Genomic DNA, 19,556 nt, shown 5'->3' with positions numbered 1-19,556 from the left:
AGGCCCGACAATGAGCGCTGATCCCGAATTTCTCTGGTACATCCCGAACCAGGTCGATCCCGGTCACCGCGGCGAGCCGGCCGTCGAGGACCACAACAGCCTTGAGACGCTGACCAGCCACGCAAAGGCGCTTGAGGAACACGGCTGGAAGGGCGCGCTGATCGGTACCGGCTGGGGCCGGCCCGACACGTTTACCGTCGCCGCCGCGCTCGCCGCGCGGACCACCTCCTTCGAGCCGCTCATCGCGATCCGCCCGGGTTACTGGCGGCCAGCGCACTTCGCATCCGCGGTCGCCACGCTCGACCAGCTGACCCGCGGTCGCGTGCGTATCAACATAGTGTCGGGCAAGGACAACCTCGCTGCCTATGGCGACAGCGAAGGCGAGCAGAACCATCGCTATGCCCGCACCAGAGAGTTCATGCGGCTGGTTCGCAGACTTTGGACCGAAGAGAACGTCACCTTTGCCGGCGAGCACTTCAAGGTCACCGGGTCTACCGTCATGCCCCGCATCCCTGTCCGTGGAAACCGTCGCCATCCCAGGCTCTATTTCGGCGGCGCGTCGGAGGCGGCCGAGCGCGTCTCGGCCAGCGAGGCCGATGTCCAGCTGTTCTGGGGCGAGCCGCTCGACGGCGTCCGGGAGCGGATCGAGCGGCTCAAGGCCTTGAGCCGGGAACTTGACCGGGACCTCCCACCTCTACAATTCGGGTTTCGGATCACCACGCTGGTCCGCGACACCACCGGGCAGGCCTGGACGGACGCCGAGGCGAAGGTCGCCGAAATGGCAAAGGGCCAGGGCGCCGGCTGGAATGATCATGGTCGGGCGGTAGCGGTAGGCCAGCAGCGTCTGCTCGATCTGCACACGCGCGGCGAGGTGCTGGACGACAATCTCTACACTGCGCCGGGCAAATATGGCGGCGGCGGCGCCGGCACCACCTGGCTGGTCGGCTCGGCCGCCGACGTGGCCAGTTCGCTCGGCAAGTACCGGGATCTGGGCATCACGCATTTCGTGCTCTCGGACACGCCGTATCTTTCCGAGATCAAGCGGCAAGGCGACCAGTTGCTCCCGCTATTGCGCAATAGGGTCCAAGCCGCGTTTGTTGAATGACGTGGGGTTGTCAGAACACCGAACGAGCCAGATCGCCAAATAGGGACGACAATGCCACAGCCGGCCGCTTTCAGCATCCGCCCTTCCGACGCCGACCTGCGCGGTGAAGCAGCACTAAGGCGGCGTTACCGGGCGCCGCAAGAGGCGAACACTGCAAACTGGAACGAAGCCCTCGAGGCGATCCTTTCACATCGCTCGGTCCGCAACTATCTCGCCAGGCCTCTGCCCGAAGGGACGCTCGAACTGATCATCGCTGCCGCCCAGTCGGCGCCGACCTCGTCCAATCTGCAGGCGTGGAGCGTCATCGCCGTCGAGGATCCGGCGCGCAAGGCGCGGCTTGCCGGACTGGCGGCGGTCAATCGCCATATCGAGCACGCGCCGTTGCTGCTGGTTTGGCTGGCCGACCTGTCACGGCTGCGCGCCATTGCCGAGGCAAACAGCCGGGCGGGCGAGGGGCTCGATTATCAGGAGAGTTTTCTGCTGGCCGTGATCGACGCAGCACTTGCCGCGCAGAATGCAGTGGTGGCAATCGATGCGCTCGGGCTCGGCTCCTGCTACATCGGCGCCATCCGCAATCATCCTGAGGCCGTGGCGCAAGAGCTCGGCCTGCCGCCGGAAACCGTGGCGGTGTTCGGCCTGACCGTTGGCTATCCCGATCTCCTGGCTGCGACCGACATCAAGCCCAGACTGCCGCAGCGTGTTGTGCTGCATCGCGAGCGCTATCAGTCAGGCGTCGATCAGGACGATCTCGCAGCGTACAACCTGACGCTTCGCACCTTTCAGCAAGAGCAGTCGATGCCCGTTGTCGACTGGACCGAACTGATGTCGAACCGCATCGGCAGCACTGCGGCGCTGAAAGGCCGTGAACGCCTGGGTGATGCGCTCAAGGCGCTGGGCTTCAAGCTTAAATAGCCAAGGCTATTCGGCAGCAACGATGGCGATGCGCGCCGGCAGTGCTGCCGGCGGTGTGAAGTCGAGTGCGCCAACCCTTCGCGCCTCAGCCTTCAGCCAGCCATGGAAGCGCTCGACGGTCGCGAGCTTCGCCTTGTGTGGCGTCGTCGCGAAGTAATAGGAAAACTCGACCGGCTGCGGCGAGCCGAAAGGGCTGACCAGCCGCCCTGCGGCAAGGTCGGGCTCGGCCAGTCGGAATTTGCCGAGACCGATGCCCTTGCCGGCAACCGCGGCGTCGAGCACCAGCGAGGACTGGCTAAGCCGTATGCCGCCGTCGACAAGGCGGCCGGACAGGCTGTTGGATCGCAGCCAGCCCTTCCAGTCGGGGCAACTTGGATCGCGCTCCGGCCCGTCCTCATGCAGGATCGGCGCGTTACGCAGCCCTTCCGGTCCACGGAAGAGGCCGTGCGTGCGGGCAAATTCGGGGCTGCAGACAGGCAGCACCGCTTCCGAGAACAGCCGTTCCGTGATGAGGCCGCTATAGGCGCCCGAGCCGTAGCGGATGACACAGTCGATATCTTCGCTGGCAAAGTCGGCAAGCCTTGTCGATGCATCGACCAGTACTTCGAGTCCGGGCACCGCCTCACGCAGCGCGTCGAGGCGCGGGATCAGCCATTTGCTGGCGAAGGAGGGCGCGACCGACACCTTGATCGGCGCATCCTCCTCGTCGCCGGAAATACGCGCGACGGATTCGACAACGACGTCGAAAGCCTCGGTGAGCCCGGGCATCAGCGCCTGACCGGCCGAGGTCAGCAAAAGCTCGCCCCGGTTGCGCTGGAACAGCGGTTGCCCCAGGTGATCCTCCAGCAGGCGGATCTGCTGGCCGATGGCGGCGGGCGTGACATGGAGTTCTTCCGCCGCTCGCGTAAAGCTCAGATGGCGGGCGGTTGCGACAAAGGCGCGAAGCGAGGTCAGCGGCGGAAGTCTCGCCAGCGTCGGTCGTAGCTTCCTCGGTTTGGCGCGAATGAGATCAACCATGAGGCGCATTCAACACGTTCGGACCCGGCGCGACGAGGGCGGGCTTTGCGCCAAAGCGCGCGGCGGAAAATTTCGTTTGCCGCAGCGTCGCGCCAGCGGGAACGGAAATCTAAAAAATCGCAATGTCTACTATTCTTGTAGAAATAAGACGGGCAGCACCGATTTGGGTGTCGGTCGGCTTCGCAGGCCTGGAATGAACCAGTCGTGCAAAGCGGCGCTTTCGGCCGACGATAGAAAATCATTCTTCCGGTTTTGCGCGACGGCAGGGATCATTGCGTCGAGGCGCCGGAGTGCGTTCGGCCGCCGGATGCAATCCGTTTTCCGGAGCCCAAGACCATGTCTGTCAATCGTCGTCATTTCAACCAGCTCTTGCTGCTTGGCGGTGCGAGCTTCGCATTGCCCGGCTTTTCCTTTGCAGCCGAAGGCACGCCCGTTCAGGGCGGCACGCTCAACTGGGCCTACTATCCCGATCCGACGTCGCTGATCGCCATCAACACCTCGTCAGGCACCGGCCAGGCGATCGGCCCCAAGGTGAATGAAGGCCTGCTTGATTTCGCCTACGACCTCACCCCGAAACCGCTGCTGGCCACGGAGTGGTCGATCAGCGATGACGGCCTGCGCTACACCTTCAAGCTGCGCCAGGGTGTCAAGTGGCATGACAGCAAGGACTTCACCTCGGAAGATGTTGCCTTCACCATCTTCCGGCTGAAGGAGGCGCATCCGCGCGGCCGCATCACCTACCAGAACGTGACAGCGGTCGAGACGCCCGATCCGCACACCGCCATTGTCGTGCTTTCGAAGCCGGCGCCCTATCTGATCACGGCGCTGAGCAGTTCGGAATCACCGATCGTGCCGAAGCATGTCTACGAAACGTTCAAGCCGGCAGAACAGCCCAAGCTGGAACAGACGATCGGCACCGGCCCCTTCGTTCTCAAGGAATGGGTGCCCGGCAGCCATCTGATCTTCGATCGCAATCCGAACTATTGGGATGCGCCAAGGCCTTACCTCGACCGCGTCGTGCTGCATGTCATTCTCGACCCGGCGGCACGCTCGGCGGCTCTTGAAACCGGCGAGATCGATATCGGCGCCAATCCCGTGCCGCTGGCCGATATCGAGCGGCTGAAGGCCAACCCCGCTTTGGTCGTCGACACCAACACCTATGCCTATTCCGGCCCGCAGCAGCAATTGTTCTTCAACTACGAGAACGAAATCCTGACCAAGCGCGACGTGCGTCTGGCCATCGCCCACGCGATCGACCTGCAGAAGCTGGTCGACATTGCGCTCTATGGCTATGCGCAGGTATCGCCAAGTCCCATCAGCACGGCACTGCCCAAATGGTATGACCCCAGCATCAAGGCGCGCGAACCCGACCCCAAACTGGCGGAGAAACTGCTCGACGATGCCGGCCATCCGCGCGGCGCCGACGGCACGCGCTTTAAGCTCCGGCTCGCCTACAACGCGTTCCTGCCGGCGTCCTATGCCGATTTCATCAGGCAGTCGCTGGCAGTGGTCGGCATCGACGCCGAGATCCTGAAGCTCGATCTGTCGACGTTCCTGAAGACCGTCTACACCGACCGCGCCTGGGACCTGGTGGTTGAGTCGCTGTCGAACACCTTTGATCCGACGCTCGGCGTCCAGCGCGCCTACTGGTCGAAGAATTTCAAGATCGGCCTCGTCTTCTCCAACGCCAGCCACTATGCGAACCCCGAGGTCGACCAGATCCTCGAAGCCGCCGCAATCGAGCCCGACGAAACGAAACGGCGCGAGCTCTGGTACAAGTTCCAGCACATCATCCATGACGACGTGGTGTCGGTCGACCTCGTTGCGGCCGGTGCCCAGATTGTTGCCAACAAGAAGGTCAGGGATTTCGCACCCGGAGCGCAAGGCATCAACAACAGCTTCGCGCAGATCTGGCTCGCGCCAAACGCATAGGCGCTCGGATTGCCTTGCCTTGGATCGGTGCGTGAAACCACCGATCCCGACTTTTCCCCATAAAGACAAATCGCGCAAACGCGGAGTACCGACCATGACCATCAACCGACGCTTGTTCAATCAGTTCCTGCTGCTGGCCGGCGCGAGTACCGCCCTACCTGCCGGGGCCTTTGCCGAAGACGCCAAGCCGGTGGCGGGCGGCACGCTCAATTTCGTCTACTATCCCGAGCCCAACCAGATCGTTTCCATCAACACCAGCGCCGGTGGACCGGCCACCATCGGGCCGAAGATTTTCGACGGCCTGCTCGCCTACGACTACGACCTCAATCCAAGGCCGCAACTGGCCACCGAATGGTCGATCAGCGATGACGGGCTCGAATATGTCTTCAAGCTGCGGCCGGGGGTGAAATTCAGCGACGGCCATGATTTGACATCGCAAGACGTGGCCTTTTCGATCTCGCGACTGCGTGAAGCGCATCCGCGTGGACGCATCACCTTCCAGAATGTCACCGACGTCGACACGTCGGATCCGCATGTGGTGAAAATCAAACTGTCTAAACCGTCCGCCGCGCTGATCTCGGGGCTGGCCGCGACGGAATCGCCCGTCGTGCCCAAGCACATCTACGAGAAGCTGAAGCCGGCGGACGATCCGTCCTTCGAGCAGATCATCGGCAGTGGACCGTTCGTGCTCAAGGAATGGGTCAAGGGCAGCCACATCATCGTCGAGAAGAACCCGACCTATTGGGATGCGCCAAAACCCTATCTCGACCGGATCATCTTCCGCTTCATCACCGATCCCGGCGCGCGCGCCGCGGCACTCGAGACGGGTGAAGTCGACATCGGCCCGAACCCGGTGGCGTTTGCCGATCTGGAGCGGTTCAAGGCGTTGCCGCAGTTCGTCGTCGATAGCACCGTCTTTGCCTATAGCGGCCCGCTGCACCAGCTGATCATCAACCTGGAAAACCCGATCCTGAAGGAGAAGAAGGTCCGTCAGGCAATCGCGCATGCCATCGATCTCGATGCGATCAATGCCATCGTGTTCTACGGCTATGGCCAAGTGTCGCCGACACCGATCAGCGTCGTCAACAAGAAGTATTTCGATCCCGATGTGAAGGCGGCGACCGTCGATACGGCGCTATCGGAAAAACTGCTCGACGAGGCTGGCTTCAAGCGCGGAGCGGACGGCATCCGCTTCAAGCTCAGGCTCACCAACAACCCCTACAACCCATGGGGCTATGCTGACTTCCTCAAACAGGCGCTAGCCAAGATCGGCATCGACGCCGAGATCCAGAAGTTCGACTTCGGCACCTATGTCAAAACCATCTACACCGATCGCACCTGGGACCTGTCGACGGAATCCTGCGGCAACATCTTTGACCCCAGCGCCGGCGCGCAACGGCTCTACTGGTCGAAGAACATCAAGATCGGGCTGCCATTCTCCAACGGCGCGCACTACGAGAACCCTGAGGTCGACCGGCTGCTGGAGGCCGCATCGGTGGAGCTTGACGAGGCCAAGCGCAAGCAGCTGTTCTTCAGGTTCCAGGAGATCATCGCCGACGAGTTGCCGATCATCAATCTGATCGCACCGCCGACCATCATCATTGCCCGCAAGACCGTCAAGAATTACGCGCCGGGTGCTGAAGGCCTGTCGGCCAGTTTCGCAGACGCATATATCGATCCGAACGCCTGAACCCGGCGGACATCAGCAAGAAAAGGGGCCGCGTCTCGACGCGGCCCTTTTCGTTTCTATGGTCTTGAGGTGCAGAACGGTCAGGCCAGAGCACGCAGCCTTGGGCTGGAGCCGACCAGAAGGCCGGCAAGGGCGATGGCTTGCGCCAGCTGTTCGCCGATGGAACTCGATTCCCAGGCGACGCCGCGCAGCGGATGGCCGATGGCAAACAGATTGCCGTGGGTCCTGCCGTCGCCGGAAATCACCTGGCCGTCATGCGTGGCGTCGATGCCGAACCCGGTCGCATGCGGCCTGACGATGCCGTTCTCCAGCAGGCTCTGGACAAACGGATCGGCGATCCGCCGCCAGTCATGCTCCTGATGGCCCCGGCAGTTGACGACACCGTCGAAACGCAGCCGTTCGACCGCGCCGCTATCGCGCCAGCGGATCTCGGCGACAATGCCGCCGGCTCGCGGATGCAGTGCCAGCACCCGTCCGGCGCCGCCCGCCCAACGGCCTTGGCTTTGCGCCAGTGCGACGCGCTCAAAGCTCGGCGGCGCCGCTCGATGCGCGGTGACGTCCCAGAAAGCGCGCAGATGGCGTGCGAACTTCAGGCGCTCCTTGTCGGTGGCGCCTTGCCACAGAGCCAGGATCCACGGCCGGATCGTCAAAGGCAGCCCTTGCCAGTCCAGCCCGGCGGCCTCGATGGCCCGGCGTTCGGCCTTTACCAAGGCAAGAAGCGCCCTCGTGGTTTTCGGCAGCGGCCGCCCGGCAAGAAAATCGCGCCACGCTTCGGTATTGCGCCGAGGCTCGACGATCTGTCCGCGCCGCGACACGACGCGATAGCTGCCCTTGAAGCCGCGCGCCTCCATGCTGGCGACGAAGTCGACCATGCTGAGACTCGAGCCGATCAGCAGCAATTGCCTGCTGCCAGCGAGCCGATCCAGTGCTGCCGAATCCCAGGGATTTGCGACATAGCGGTGATCGTTGATGATTGGTGCTTCGGTGGCCGACGGCTCGCTCTGAAAAACACCTGTCGCCAGCACGGCCTCATCGGCCAGCAATTGCTGGCCGTCGCTGGTGCCGACGCAGACTCCGGACGGACCGGTCAGCATGTCGACGGCGGATGCCTTGATGTGGCGCAGCAAGGAACGCGGATCTGCTTCCCTGACAGCCCTGGTCAGTTCCGACTGGACATAACTGCCGAACAGCCAACGCGGCGGGCTGGAGTCATGGACATCCTCGGGCGGCGTCCAGCCGTGCTCCGGCCCATTCGCCTCGAGCCAGCGAACGAGGTGATCGGGGTCCTCCGGATGCAGCGAGAAGATGCGCGCCGCGCCGTTGACGAGATGTTGCGGATCGGCGGTGCCGTAGGCAACGCCACGACCAAGCTGGGCCCGGCGTTCGATGATGGTGATCGCCAGCGGCTCAGTCGAACGATCGAGCAGCTTGATCGCGGTAAGGGCGCCGGCAAAGCCACCGCCGACGATGATGATCGAGCGCGGGGTCGAACGCGGAGGGATGATCGAAGGCGGGGAGGAGGGGGTATGAAGCATCAAGGACCTTTGCGACGCCGACGGTGCGTGGCTCTAGCCCATCGCCTCGGCGGCGACCATCGTGCTTCCCCGTAACCCGATGTCAAAAAACAATAATTGCCAGCTGGCGAAAGGCATTCTTTCGCTCAGCGCGTTTGGCAGGCGCTAGATAGGAGAGCCCTTTGCGACCAGCCCGAGAACCACTGATGACTGAAGATCGAAAGATAAGGCTTGGAGCCTTCATTCGCGGACCCGGCCATCATGTCGCCGCCTGGCGCCATCCCGATGTGCCGGCCAATCCGGGCCTGAGTTTTCAACACTATGCGGACGCCGCGCGCACTGCCGAGTGCGGTCTCTTCGACATGGTCTTCCTCGCTGACAGCCTCAGCGCGCGCAATGGCGAGCAGCCGATCGAGACTTTCGAACGCACCGGCCATGTCGTGCATTTCGAGCCGCTGACGCTGTTGTCGGCACTGTCGACCATCACGCAAAGGATTGGGCTCGTCGCGACAGCGTCAACCACCTATTGGGAACCTTTCCATCTGGCGCGGCTATTCGCTTCGATCGACCATCTGAGCGGCGGCAGGACAGGCTGGAATGTCGTCACCTCGGCCGATGCGCCCGCGGCCGCCAATTTCAGCCGCGACCAGCACCCCGTTCATGCCGATCGCTACGACCGCGCCGAAGAGTTCGTCGCCGTGGCGCAGAAGCTGTGGGACAGCTGGGACGACGATGCCTTCGTCGCCGACAAGGCTTCGGGGATCGCCATCGACCGGCACGGCATCCATGCTCTTGACCATGTCGGCAGGCATTTCCGCGTCAAAGGACCGCTCAACGTCGCCCGCCCACCGCAGGGCCATCCCGTCATCGTCCAGGCCGGTTCGTCCGATGCCGGCCAGCACCTGGCGGCGCGCACGGCGGAGGTGGTTTTCACGGCCCATCCGACCATCGAATCGGCGCGCGGTTTTTACAGCGAGCTGAAGGGCCGGCTGGGCTCCTTTGGCCGCTCTGCCGATTCCTTGAAGATCATGCCCGGTGTCTTCCCGGTCGTCGCGCCGACACGCACGGAGGCCGAGGACAAGTTCGACGCCATCCAGCGCCTCGTCGATCCGGTGGTCAGCGTGGCGCTGGTCTCGGGACTGCTCGGTGGCGTCGATCTTTCCGGCTATCCGCTCGACGGGCCGTTGCCGGAACTCGGCAGTTCAGATTCGGTGAAGAGCCGCCTGAAAGTCGTTTCCGAATTGGCCGCAAGCCGGAACCTGACCATCCGGCAATTGTACCTCGCCGTTGCCGGTGCACGTGGCCATTTCCAGATCGTCGGCACGCCAAAAGACGTGGCCGACATGATGGAGGAGTGGTTTGCCGGCGGGGCGGCCGACGGCTTCAACGTCATGCCGCCGATCCTGCCGACGGGCCTCACCGATTTCGTCGACCTCGTCATCCCGGAGCTGCAGCGGCGCGGCCTGTTTCGCACTGCTTACGAAGGCAGGACGTTGCGCGAGAATCTCGGCCTTGCGCGTCCGGTCCGTGGCGCCGCCGAACAGCAAGAGAGGAAAGCATCATGAGCGACACGACGATCGACTCGACAACGTTTCGCCAATGGCTGGCGGACGGCGAGGAACTGGCGGTGCTGGATATCAGAGACAGCGCGGCTGTCGGATATGCATCGCCGCTGTTCGCCACCAATCTGCCCGCAGATCAGGTCGAGGCGGAGATCGACCGCTTCATCCCGCGCAAAGCGGTGCGCACCGTGCTGGCCGATGACGGCAGCGGCGTTGCCGAGCGACTTGTCGAACGACTGACCGGGCGCGGACGCAGCCAGCTCTTCGCACTGGCCGGTGGAATTCCGGAATGGACGAAAGGCGGCTTGGACGGCTTGCCGACCTTCGACACGCCGGGCGTCGATTTTTCGTTGGCGATCCGCGACGAGAAAGGAACGCCGGTCATCACCGTCGACGAACTTGAAGCGCTCAAAGGCCAAGTCGCCGACGTGGTGATCCTCGACAGCCGGACGGTAGCGGAGTTCGACAAGGACCATGTGCCTGGCGCCATCAGCGTGCCGGGCGCCGAACTGGTGCTGCGCTTCGCCGACCTGGTGCCGTCGCCGGAGACGCAGGTGGTTGTCTCCTGTGCCGGCCTGCCGCGCGCAATCATCGGCGCGCAGACGCTGATCGACGCCGGTGTGCCCAACAGGGTTGCCTATCTGCACGACGGCACCAAAGCGTGGCGTGAGGCCGGCCTTGCGCTCGAGACCGGCAGGACTGCTGGGTATGGTTCGGCCAGCGAGGACGCGAAGCGCTTCGCCGGAGAGCACATCGCAAAACTCGCCGAAGGCGACAGCTTTCCGCGCATCGATGCGGCGACCGCGGCAGCCTGGGCGAAGGACGAGAAGCGGACGACCTACCTGCTTGACGTGCGCACACCGGAGGAATTCGCCGAAGCGCACATTGCCGGGTCGATCGCGTCGGAGGGCGGGCAGTTGCTCGGCGTCGCCTATCGCACCATCGCCGTGCGCGGCGCCCGCATCGTGCTGATCGACGATCTGCTTGGTGTCCGCGCGGCGACGACGGCGCACTGGCTGCAGCGGCGCGGCTTCGAGATCGCCATCCTCCTGCATGATTTCCGATCGGCCAGCCTGGTGGAAGCGGCGTAGAGCAGGAGCGTTGTCAGCCGATTCTTCGAGGCGCTATTCGGCGGCTTCCTGTTGACGGCGGCGGCCTGAGAGCACGTTCTTCTGCATCGCGGTCAGCGAAGAACGCACGGCTTTGGCGCCGTGCTCCAGCATTCTGGCCTCGTAGTGCGACAGTGCCTGGAGAAGCGGCTTGTCGCCGCGTTTGGCGGCCACGAGTTCGGGCACCAGCAACCCGGCATCGTAGATCGCGGTGTTGCCGCCAAGCGCGCGGAAATAGGTCATGGCGTGGATGGCGTCGCCCAGCAGCGTCACCTGTTTCGTCGGCCACGGATCGACTGGTTCGGAGCTATGGACATGCAGCAGCGCCACCGTCGACGGATCGGTATAGCGGATGAGGTTGAGGAGCTCCGGATGCCAGTGGCCGATCTTCGAGATCAGCAGGCTGAGCAGTTCGGCGCCGGAGAGCTTTGCCAGCGCGTCATCCGTGGCAAGCTCGTCCTTCTCATAGGCGGTGTTCCACCAGACATAGCTGGTGGTGTTGTTGAAATGGAAACCGGCAATGTCCTTGTGGGTGTCGTCGTCCAGCCCGATCAGCCCATATCTATGATAGGCTTCGACATTGACGCGGTGGCTGGTGACCATCAGCCCATGACCTTCTGTCGGCCTGACGCTGGCATTGTAGTCGAGCAGCAGCGGCGAGATCTGGTGAAGGGCTGCCGCATGCAGCGTCATCTTGCCGGCCAGGCGCCTGACACCGGTGTCGAAGCTCCCCGCATGCGGCACCAACTGCTGGCGAACGCGCGAGCGGGCGCCGTCGGCACCGACCAGCACATCGGCATGGATTGTCGAGCCGTCCTCGAAATGCACCGTTACCGAACCGTCCGGCTGCTCCTCGTAGCGTGAAAAGACCTTGCCGTAGCGCACGACACCGTCGAGGCCGGACAGCAGCACCTGGCGCAACGTGATGCGGCTCACTGATTTTTCGATATGCGTATCGTCGGGCTCGCCGGGCGCGTTGCCGCCGCCCCAGGCATCCTCGCCCAAGGTCTCGAAATTCTCGCCGAGCAGGATGTTGCGATCAGGCGCCTGGCCGAGCGTGGCGACAAAAGCCTCGTAGAGTTCTGGCGGCAAATTGGCGATCAGCGAATCGATGCCGCGCTGACGGATGCGCAGGCGGAAACCCTGGACATAATCGGTGCGGGCGCGATCCTTCTCGAAGACCGCGACACTGATGCCGTTCTTCTTCAGGCCCTGCGCCAGTGTCAGGCCACCGGGACCTCCGCCGATGATGGCGACGTCGACATGTTCGGATGCCATGACGTTGCTCACCCGACCGCCGCGAACCTGGGTCTGACGGCGGCAACAGCCGGCTTCTCGGCCACTTGGCCGGCGACGTGGCGACCGAGCGCCGCCTTGGCGGCGATCGCGCGGATCATGTGGTTCTGCGGTGCGTGGGAGCGGGCGGTCAGCGTATCGCGGTGGTGACGCTCGAGCTGGAAGTCTCTGTTTAGGCCGGGATTGCCGGCAAGCTCCAGCGCCAGCGAGGTGACGGCAACGGCATTGTCGATGACGACATGCCTGACCGTCATGCCGTCAGTGGCAACCGGTCGGCCGGCATCGACATCTTCGGCAAGCGAACGCAGCAACCGCGTGCTGGTCGCAAGCCGGACCTCGATCTCGCCCAGCCCTGCCTGGATGTGCGGCACGGTCGACAACGGCGCCCCGAGGCTTGCCGGCGCATGCGTGGTGACAAAGGTGACCAGCCGGTCACGGGCAGCGCGGGCCGCACCGTGGTACACGGCGCCGATCAGCGAAAAGAAGAACGCCGTCGAACCCTCTTCGCGCCTCAGCGGTTCGGACGCCGGCTGTGCCTCGGTAATGTCTTCGGCAGGAACAGCAACATTATCCAGAATGATATCGTCGCTGGCGGTGGCCCGCATGCCGGCGGCGTTCCACTTCTTTTCGATACGCAATCCCGGCGCATTGGTCGGCACCAGGAACGAGGCGAGGCGCGGTTGCGGCTCGTCGGTCAGCGCCAGCAAGTTCACCCATTTCAGGATCGGAATGCCGGTGACGTAGTTCTTGTGGCCGGATATCCGCCAGACATTGCCGTCACGCCGGGCAATGGTTTCCGGCGGCTTGCCGTGGGCGGGCGAGCCGATCCCCGGCTCGGCCTGCGCGGCATTGATCAACGCAGGGCCGAGACGGCCGGCCTCGACAATCCGCTGCACCAGATGGCGCGGCCATTTCCCGGATTTCCGCAGCGCGTACTGGCTGTTGTAATGCATCGCCAGCACCAGCGCCGTCGACGGCTCACCGCGGCCGATCTCGGCGATCACCGCCTGTGCTTCCGTCAGCCCGCCGCCAAAGCCGCCATGCTCGCGCGCCGTGACCAGTCCAAGCAGCCCGGCCTGGTGAAGCCGGTCGAAATTCGCGAAGGGGAATTCTCCGGTCGCGTCGTGATGCGCGGCGGTCAGCGCGAAGTCGTCGGCAAGGCTCGCTACGGTGTCGAGGAGTTGTGGGAACTCAGCAATTGTCGAGGTCATGAAGTTGGCATCCTTTCAGGCGGCGGCGCGAATGTTCACCAGATCGAGTGGCCGGCGATCGACCCAGGCCTCGACGTCGAAATCGCTGGCGAGAAAACCCCAGTCGCGCAGGAAATTCTTGTAGTGGGAAACCGCCGCGACGAGTTCGGGCTGCAGTCCAAGGCCGAGATGCTTGTGGACATCCGGGCCGTTTGCGGCCAGCACCTGCTCTTCGGTGGCGCCGGATTCGCGAGCGACGAAGCGCCGCGTCTCTTCCGGATGCGCCTCGGCCCAGGCGCTGGCGCGCAGGATCGTCTCGATCAGCCGAGCGACCAGATCGGGGCGTTCTTCGGCCAGCAAATCGTCGACGGTCAGCACGCGCGGCGAACCGGAATTGATGCGGATATTGGGCTCCGGGTGGAAGCCGAATTCGGCGACCTGGATGGCGCCGATCAGATTGGCGACATTGATGCCGGCCGTGCCCTTGACATAGATGGCGTCGACCTCGCCACGGATCAGGGCTGCTGCCTCCTCGCCATAGGCCTGCTTGCGCTTGAGGCCGAACAACGATGGCCCTTCCTGGCTGTCGAGCACACTGTCGGTCAGCGCGATGTCGACGATCTCGACGTCGGCATGGCTGAGGCCCTCGAGCGACAGCGCCGATACCAGGCCCTTCAGCGCCGTCGCCCGCATGAAGTCGACGATGCCTTCGGGACGCCGGGCGATGCCGAAGCGGCGGCCTTTCAGGTCTCTGGTCGTTTTGATGCCGGAGCCGGGCAAGGCGATGATGGCCTGGAACTCGTCGGTCCAGGTGATGCCGACGAGACGCGTCTTGCGCCCTTCGGAACGGGCACGGATCGGCGGCACGTTGCCGCCGTGGCGGAACGACCAGTCGAGCGTGTGGTTGAAATGGCTTTGGCGGATATCGCGGTTGGGCGAGTAGATGATCGACTTCAATTCGATCCCTTCCTTGCGGAAGGTTTCGTCGAGAAGCCCGAGTTGTGCCGCAAGTCCGACAGGCGTCGGCACCGGGCAGCGTGTGTACCAGATTTCGGAGATCGCAGTCGTGGTCATGATTGCTCCTCAGACGTTGCGCAGGCCGGCTTGCTTCATCAGCGGCAGGATGTTCTCGCCGAAGAATTCGAGATCCGGCTTGAAGTCGAAGAAGGACAGTTGCAGTCCGTCGATGCCGGCGTCCTTGAGCTTGACGAACTGGTTGACGATCTGCTCGGGCGTGCCGATGAGATAGATGTTGCCGCCGACCTTGGCGTAGGGATCGTCACGGCCTTCTCGACCTTTCCAGGCCTGGGCGTCGCTGTTGAAGGTCTGGAAGCCTTTCGGCGTGCGGCTGTCGGCATGGGCGACGATCTGGTCGGCGACCGCCCAGGCTTCCTTCTCGGTCGGACGGCTGATGACCAGCGGGTTGAGAAGCGTGCGCACGGTGCGGCCGACACCGAGGGCCGCGTCCTTTACCTTCTTGGTATGCGCCGGCAGCGCCTCCAGCGCGCTGGCTATGTCTGAGCCGGCCGGGCTGGTGACGAAGACGATGTCGGAGTAACGGCCGGCAAAGGAAATGCCGGCGTCGGAGCCGGTAGCGTTGACCAGAATCGGCCGGCCGTAATTCGGCTTCGGCGTGACAAAGCCGCCATTGAGCTTCCAGCTCGATTCTCCGGAGAAGGAGAAATTCTCGTCGTCCTGCCACAGCCGCTGCAGCACTTCGACAAACTCGGCGGCAAGTTCGTAGCGGCGGTCATGCTCGATGCGGTTCCAGCCGAACATCTCGTGTTCGACGGCGCGATGGCCGGTGACCACATTGATGCCCCAGCGGCCGCCGGAGATGTGGTCGAGAGTAGCGCCGAATTTCGCCAGATGCAGCGGATGCCACGGGCCGTAGAGAACATGCATGGTCGAGATCAGCATGATCCTCTTGGTGATCGCGGCCATGGCTGCGATGGACACGAAACTGTCAAGCGCCTGGCCGTTGAAGACACCGCCATAACCACCCTTGGGCAGCCATTGGCTGAGCGCAAAGACAAGGTCGAAGCCAAGCTCTTCCGCCCTGAGCGTCAGGTCGCGATTGTAGTCGAAGCGCCAGTCGGTCGAACGCTCCAGGGTCGAGTTGGTCCAACCACCGGCCTGGATCGGCAGGAACAGCCCGAGCAGCACCGGCTGCTGAAGCGCTTTCGACAGCGGGCTGTCGGGATAGTCGGTCGGCGCCCTGAAGAAGGGCGTGCCGACAATGGAACCAGGCTTATGGGCGAGCGTCATGGCGAACTTTCTCGGATGGAGGCAGGGAACCTGTGCGCGAAGACCGCGCACGGGTTCGGCGGATCAGGCGACGATGTGGGCTGTTGCGAGGGAGCCGGCATTGCCCTCGGCGCCCACCGTGTGGTCGGCGATGCGCTTGTTGTAGAGGGTGATTTCCGGCTGGCTGACGATGCCGATGTCGGGCAGGTCCTCGACCAGGATCTGCTGGATCGCGGCCCATTGCTCGAAGCGCTTTTCGTGGTCGACCTCGACAGCGGCCGTTTCAAGAAGTTCATCGACCTTGGGGTTGCTGTATTTCGAGCCATTCGAGAACGGCACGCCCGGCTTGAAATTCTTCGACCAGTAGAGGCGCTGCACGCCGACCGTCGGGTCGAACAGATTGCTCATGCCGTTAAAGGTGAAGTCGAAATCGCGGTCGGTGTAGATGCGCTTGGTGTAGGTGGCGAAATCCTGGCTGCGCACGGTGACCGCGATCCCGACCGCCGACAGCGCCTGCTTGATGTATTCAGCGCCACGCTTGTAGGTCTCACCGCTCGGAACATAATCGTGGACAAGCTTGAGCCGGATGCCGTCGGCGTCGCGCGGCAAGCCTGCCTGGTCGAGCAGTTTCTCAGCGGCAGCAATGTCGACCGGATAGGTCTTCAGGTCGGCGACGAACCACTTCTTCAGATTGGGATTGATCGGGCCCGGAATGGTCGCGCCATAGCCGTAGTTGATGGTGTCGCGGATGATGACATGGGCGAAGGCGCGGCGGACGCGAACATCCTGGAAATAGGGTTTCTCCAGGTTGAACTCGACCCGGCTGATGCCGTTGGAATACTGGTAACCCTGCTTCTCGAAGCCGATATGCGGCAGCGTTTCGAAGCGCTGCAAATCGCTGTACGGGATCGGCGTTGCCGGCGCCAGGTCGATCTCGCCGGTCTCGAGCGCCAGTGCGCGTCCCGAGGCGTCCGGAATGAAACGCACGTTCAGCCGGTCGAGATAGGGGCGCGGTGCATCCCAATAGCCGGGGTTGCGTTCGTAGACGATGTGGCTGCCGCGGACCCATTCCTTGAAGACGAATGGGCCGGTGCCGATCGGAGCCGTGTTGACCGGATTCTCGGCGGCCTTGCTGCCGTCATAAAGATGCTTCGGCACGATCGGCGTTTCGGCCGCGGCCAGCGCCGTGATCAGGTAAGGTGCCGGCTTCGACAGAACCAGCGTCACGGTCAGCGGATCCGGCGTCTGGATATCGACAAGGTTGAGGAAGGTGTTGCGGCCGCGCGGATGAACCTCCTTGATCGTGGCGATCGAATAGGCGACGTCGGCAGCGGTGAATGGCTGGCCGTCATGCCACTTCACGCCTTCGCGCAGCTTGAATGTGTATTGCAGGCCATCGTCGCTGACCGACCACTGCCTGGCCAGCGATGGCCGCGGCGTGAGATCGAAATCATAGGTCAGCAGGCCCTCGGTGGTCTTTGCCGAGACGTAGACCGAATTGAATGCGGTGTGGGCGATGGTCGTCAGCACCGGTGGCTCGGCCGACAGCAGAAATGTCGCCGTCCCGCCCTGCTTCGGCTCGGCTGCGTAGGCACTGCGCGATGCGGGCAACAGGGTGGATCCGAGCACTGTCGCCGAAAGGCCGAGGAACCTGCGGCGGTTCGGAATGAGGAAATGAGACATCGCGCCCTGGTCCTTTTTTGCTGCCGACCCCGATCGACCGGTTGTCGGCCGCCGGGTGAAAAATCCGTCGTTCCAAGAGCGGGGCCGTTTGTAAAAAGATTTGGCCGATCCGCTCCCGCACGTAAGATTTCATACTTCAAATGGCTTTTTTTGTAGCATGAAATAAAATTCTATTCTGCAGTTTCGCCATTTGCAGAACAAAATTTCTTAGATCAGATTTGACAATGTCTATAAATCTTGTCAACTAAAAAGCTCGGAACTTCCGGGAAACAGTAAACCCGCATCGTCAGCCACGGCCGGGATAGCGAAAATGATGTCGACCCTGACGCGCATTGGCAGAACGTTTCGACGCACCGCGATCCAGGCGGTGCCGACCGTTCTGGGCATTGTGATCCTGAACTTCTTTCTGCTGCAGCTTGCGCCCGGCGACGCCGCCGACGTCATGGCCGGCGAGGCCGGCTCGGCCACGGTGGAAACCATGGCTGCGCTGCGCGAGCGCTTCGGGCTCGACAATCCGCTGCTCGTCCAGCTGTTCAACTATCTCTACAACCTGGCGCATTTCAGTCTCGGCTTTTCGCCGCGCTACGGCATGCCGGTCGCCGACCTGATCGGCCAGCGGCTGCCGGGCACACTGTTGCTGATGGCGGTGGCGCTGACCATCGCCATCGCACTTGGTCTCGTCCTCGGATCGTTGATGGCGGTGTTTTCGGGACGCCTGCCGGATCGTCTGCTTTCGGTCGTTTCGCTGCTGTTCTATTCGATCCCGGGCTTCTGGATCGGCTTGATGCTGATCGTGCTGTTCTCGGTCAAGCTCGGCTGGCTGCCGAGCGGCGGTTCGGGAACCATCGGCAGCAACCTGACCGGCCTTGCCGGCCTGTGGGACAAGGTGCGCTACATGATCCTGCCGGCGCTGTCGCTGGCACTGTTCTACGTGGCGATCTATGCGCGGCTGACGCGTGCGGCGATGCTGGAAGTCCAATCGCAGGACTATGTGCGCACCGCCGCCGCCAAGGGCTTGTCGCCAACCATCATCACCATCCGCCATGTCCTGCGCAACGCGCTGATCCCCATCACCACCATGGCCGGCATGCATGTCGGCGGCATGCTTGGCGGCGCCGTTGTTGTCGAGACCGTCTATTCCTGGCCCGGCCTCGGGCGTCTCGCCTTCGAGGCGGTCATGGGCCGTGATTTCACCGTGCTGCTCGGCATCCTTTTGTTGTCGTCATTGCTGGTCATCATCGCCAACGCGACCGTCGACCTTCTGCACGCCTGGCTCGACCCCCGCATCGGAGTACGCTGATGGCTTCCACCGACTTTGCCGCCGGCGACATCCGCTCCCGCGGTCTCTATGGCGACGCTCGCGAGCCTGCGGCACCGGCTGAACCCGAGGCGAAGAGCTGGAGCAATCTTCACGCGCCCGACGCGCGCTCCGCCTCTGCGGCGTCGGTACCGATTGCAGCCGGCGGCCGGGCGCTGAGGATTTTCCTGCGCAATCCCAACGCCATGTTCGGCGTGGTGTTCCTGTCGCTGGTCGTGCTCGCAGCATTGCTGGCGCCCGTCGTTTATCCGGCCGATCCGCTGTCGATGGTGGCGCGGCCCTTCCTTTGGCCGGGGCAGAATCCTGGCTTTCCGCTGGGCACCGATTCCATGGGCCGCGACGTGCTTTCCGGCATTCTGCACGGTGCGCGGATTTCGCTGTTCGTCGGCCTGGTGGCGACAGCACTTGGCCTGAGCTTCGGCATCCTTGTCGGCGCCACCGCCGGCTATTTCGGCGGCTGGATCGATGACGTGCTGGTGCGCCTGATCGAGATCTTTCAGACCATACCGAGCTTCGTGCTTCTGGTCGTCATGGTGGCGATCGCGCAACCGACGGCGCTTGTCGTGACGGTGGCGATCGCCGTCATCACCTGGCCGACGGTGGCGCGGCTGACCCGCGCCGAATTCCGCGCCATTCGCGAAAAGGATTTCGTCATGGCCGCGCGCAGCCTCGGCTATGGCCATACCCGCATCATCTTTCGGGAGATATTGCCAAACGCGCTGCCGCCTTTGATCGTGACCTCGTCGGTGATGGTGGCAACCGCAATCCTGATGGAATCGGCGCTGTCCTTCATGGGCCTCGGCGATCCCAATGTCGTCAGTTGGGGTTCGATGATAGGAGCGGGCAGGGAGTTGATCCGCACCGCCTGGTATCTGACAGCACTGCCGGGGCTTGCGATCGTCTTCACCGTGCTGGCGCTGAACTTGATCGGCGACGGCCTCAACGACGCGCTTAACCCGCGCTTCTCGCAGGAGCGCTAGA

Annotated in this window: 15 protein-coding genes; 8 read left to right on the top strand and 7 right to left on the bottom strand. The window is 63.4% G+C overall.

The annotated features are described in order from the left end of the window. The first annotated feature begins 10 nt into the window (after positions 1–10). Both NKJ18_RS00325 and NKJ18_RS00320 read left to right on the top strand, forming a co-directional pair. Complete coding sequence (locus NKJ18_RS00325; protein ID WP_352757616.1) at positions 11–1,105, top strand: LLM class flavin-dependent oxidoreductase; 1,095 nt, start codon at positions 11–13, stop codon at positions 1,103–1,105. 51 nt (positions 1,106–1,156) lie between these two features. Beyond that, positions 1,157–2,017, top strand: a complete 861-nt coding sequence (locus NKJ18_RS00320) for an NADPH-dependent oxidoreductase (protein WP_352757614.1) — start codon at positions 1,157–1,159, stop codon at positions 2,015–2,017. A gap of 6 nt (positions 2,018–2,023) precedes the next feature. Here NKJ18_RS00320 and gcvA read toward each other — a convergent pair whose 3' ends face one another. After that, the gene (gene gcvA / locus NKJ18_RS00315; RefSeq protein WP_352757612.1) at positions 2,024–3,034 is read right to left on the bottom strand and encodes a transcriptional regulator GcvA; all 1,011 of its coding nucleotides are present in this window, start codon (positions 3,032–3,034) and stop codon (positions 2,024–2,026) included. 336 nt (positions 3,035–3,370) lie between these two features. On the opposite strand from gcvA, the gene NKJ18_RS00310 reads away from it, so the two are divergent. Both NKJ18_RS00310 and NKJ18_RS00305 read left to right on the top strand, forming a co-directional pair. Beyond that, entirely contained in the window at positions 3,371–4,966 is a 1,596-nt protein-coding gene (locus tag NKJ18_RS00310) for an ABC transporter substrate-binding protein (protein ID WP_023733277.1), read from the top strand. Between the two features lie 94 nt (positions 4,967–5,060). After that, a complete protein-coding gene (locus NKJ18_RS00305) occupies positions 5,061–6,656 on the top strand; it encodes an ABC transporter substrate-binding protein (RefSeq protein WP_023733276.1) in 1,596 nt (531 codons plus the stop codon). 80 nt (positions 6,657–6,736) lie between these two features. Here NKJ18_RS00305 and NKJ18_RS00300 read toward each other — a convergent pair whose 3' ends face one another. After that, positions 6,737–8,191: an FAD/NAD(P)-binding protein gene (locus NKJ18_RS00300; protein WP_352521934.1), complete on the bottom strand. Its 1,455-nt coding sequence runs from the start codon at positions 8,189–8,191 to the stop codon at positions 6,737–6,739. 185 nt (positions 8,192–8,376) lie between these two features. On the opposite strand from NKJ18_RS00300, the gene NKJ18_RS00295 reads away from it, so the two are divergent. Together NKJ18_RS00295 and NKJ18_RS00290 are read left to right on the top strand one after the other, a co-directional pair. Continuing rightward, on the top strand, positions 8,377–9,735 hold the full coding sequence (locus NKJ18_RS00295) for an LLM class flavin-dependent oxidoreductase (RefSeq protein ID WP_023733274.1): 1,359 nt from the start codon (positions 8,377–8,379) through the stop codon (positions 9,733–9,735). Next, positions 9,732–10,823: a rhodanese-like domain-containing protein gene (locus tag NKJ18_RS00290; protein WP_023733273.1), complete on the top strand. Its 1,092-nt coding sequence runs from the start codon at positions 9,732–9,734 to the stop codon at positions 10,821–10,823. The genes NKJ18_RS00295 and NKJ18_RS00290 overlap by 4 nt, the downstream gene beginning before the upstream one ends. 33 nt (positions 10,824–10,856) lie before the next feature. Here the strand turns inward: NKJ18_RS00290 and NKJ18_RS00285 are convergent, their stop codons facing one another. The 5 genes from NKJ18_RS00285 to NKJ18_RS00265 form a co-directional block, all read right to left on the bottom strand. Beyond that, complete coding sequence (locus tag NKJ18_RS00285) at positions 10,857–12,119, bottom strand: FAD-dependent oxidoreductase (protein ID WP_023733272.1); 1,263 nt, start codon at positions 12,117–12,119, stop codon at positions 10,857–10,859. Positions 12,120–12,127: 8 nt separating this feature from the next. After that, positions 12,128–13,348 (bottom strand): acyl-CoA dehydrogenase family protein, encoded by a 1,221-nt coding sequence (locus tag NKJ18_RS00280; RefSeq protein WP_352757609.1) that lies wholly within the window; start codon positions 13,346–13,348, stop codon positions 12,128–12,130. 15 nt (positions 13,349–13,363) lie between these two features. After that, positions 13,364–14,401, bottom strand: coding sequence for an ABC transporter substrate-binding protein (locus NKJ18_RS00275; RefSeq protein ID WP_352757607.1), 1,038 nt, complete (start codon positions 14,399–14,401; stop codon positions 13,364–13,366). 9 nt (positions 14,402–14,410) lie between these two features. After that, entirely contained in the window at positions 14,411–15,595 is a 1,185-nt protein-coding gene (locus tag NKJ18_RS00270) for an LLM class flavin-dependent oxidoreductase (protein WP_023733270.1), read from the bottom strand. A gap of 63 nt (positions 15,596–15,658) precedes the next feature. After that, the gene (locus NKJ18_RS00265) at positions 15,659–17,257 is read right to left on the bottom strand and encodes an ABC transporter substrate-binding protein (RefSeq protein WP_352757605.1); all 1,599 of its coding nucleotides are present in this window, start codon (positions 17,255–17,257) and stop codon (positions 15,659–15,661) included. A 313-nt stretch (positions 17,258–17,570) separates the two neighbouring features. On the opposite strand from NKJ18_RS00265, the gene NKJ18_RS00260 reads away from it, so the two are divergent. Both NKJ18_RS00260 and NKJ18_RS00255 read left to right on the top strand, forming a co-directional pair. Continuing rightward, positions 17,571–18,557 (top strand): ABC transporter permease, encoded by a 987-nt coding sequence (locus NKJ18_RS00260; protein ID WP_352757871.1) that lies wholly within the window; start codon positions 17,571–17,573, stop codon positions 18,555–18,557. After that, positions 18,557–19,555, top strand: coding sequence for an ABC transporter permease (locus NKJ18_RS00255; protein ID WP_352594885.1), 999 nt, complete (start codon positions 18,557–18,559; stop codon positions 19,553–19,555). The genes NKJ18_RS00260 and NKJ18_RS00255 overlap by 1 nt, the downstream gene beginning before the upstream one ends. The last annotated feature ends 1 nt before the right edge of the window (position 19,556 follow it).

The organism is Mesorhizobium sp. M0217 (assembly GCF_040321955.1).
Classification (GTDB): domain Bacteria; phylum Pseudomonadota; class Alphaproteobacteria; order Rhizobiales; family Rhizobiaceae; genus Mesorhizobium.
The sequence above is the reverse complement of the archived record's forward strand: the minus strand, read 5'-3'. Positions and strand labels throughout refer to the sequence as shown.

Excerpts from the sequence above, each read along its gene's own strand:
- NKJ18_RS00325 (WP_352757616.1), top strand. The coding sequence starts at position 11 with ATGAGCGCTGATCCCGAATTTCTCTGGTACATCCCGAACCAGGTCGAT.
- NKJ18_RS00320 (WP_352757614.1), top strand. The coding sequence starts at position 1,157 with ATGCCACAGCCGGCCGCTTTCAGCATCCGCCCTTCCGACGCCGACCTG.
- gcvA (WP_352757612.1), bottom strand. The coding sequence starts at position 3,034 with ATGGTTGATCTCATTCGCGCCAAACCGAGGAAGCTACGACCGACGCTG.
- NKJ18_RS00310 (WP_023733277.1), top strand. The coding sequence starts at position 3,371 with ATGTCTGTCAATCGTCGTCATTTCAACCAGCTCTTGCTGCTTGGCGGT.
- NKJ18_RS00305 (WP_023733276.1), top strand. The coding sequence starts at position 5,061 with ATGACCATCAACCGACGCTTGTTCAATCAGTTCCTGCTGCTGGCCGGC.
- NKJ18_RS00300 (WP_352521934.1), bottom strand. The coding sequence starts at position 8,191 with ATGCTTCATACCCCCTCCTCCCCGCCTTCGATCATCCCTCCGCGTTCG.
- NKJ18_RS00295 (WP_023733274.1), top strand. The coding sequence starts at position 8,377 with ATGACTGAAGATCGAAAGATAAGGCTTGGAGCCTTCATTCGCGGACCC.
- NKJ18_RS00290 (WP_023733273.1), top strand. The coding sequence starts at position 9,732 with ATGAGCGACACGACGATCGACTCGACAACGTTTCGCCAATGGCTGGCG.
- NKJ18_RS00285 (WP_023733272.1), bottom strand. The coding sequence starts at position 12,119 with ATGGCATCCGAACATGTCGACGTCGCCATCATCGGCGGAGGTCCCGGT.
- NKJ18_RS00280 (WP_352757609.1), bottom strand. The coding sequence starts at position 13,348 with ATGACCTCGACAATTGCTGAGTTCCCACAACTCCTCGACACCGTAGCG.
- NKJ18_RS00275 (WP_352757607.1), bottom strand. The coding sequence starts at position 14,401 with ATGACCACGACTGCGATCTCCGAAATCTGGTACACACGCTGCCCGGTG.
- NKJ18_RS00270 (WP_023733270.1), bottom strand. The coding sequence starts at position 15,595 with ATGACGCTCGCCCATAAGCCTGGTTCCATTGTCGGCACGCCCTTCTTC.
- NKJ18_RS00265 (WP_352757605.1), bottom strand. The coding sequence starts at position 17,257 with ATGTCTCATTTCCTCATTCCGAACCGCCGCAGGTTCCTCGGCCTTTCG.
- NKJ18_RS00260 (WP_352757871.1), top strand. The coding sequence starts at position 17,571 with ATGTCGACCCTGACGCGCATTGGCAGAACGTTTCGACGCACCGCGATC.
- NKJ18_RS00255 (WP_352594885.1), top strand. The coding sequence starts at position 18,557 with ATGGCTTCCACCGACTTTGCCGCCGGCGACATCCGCTCCCGCGGTCTC.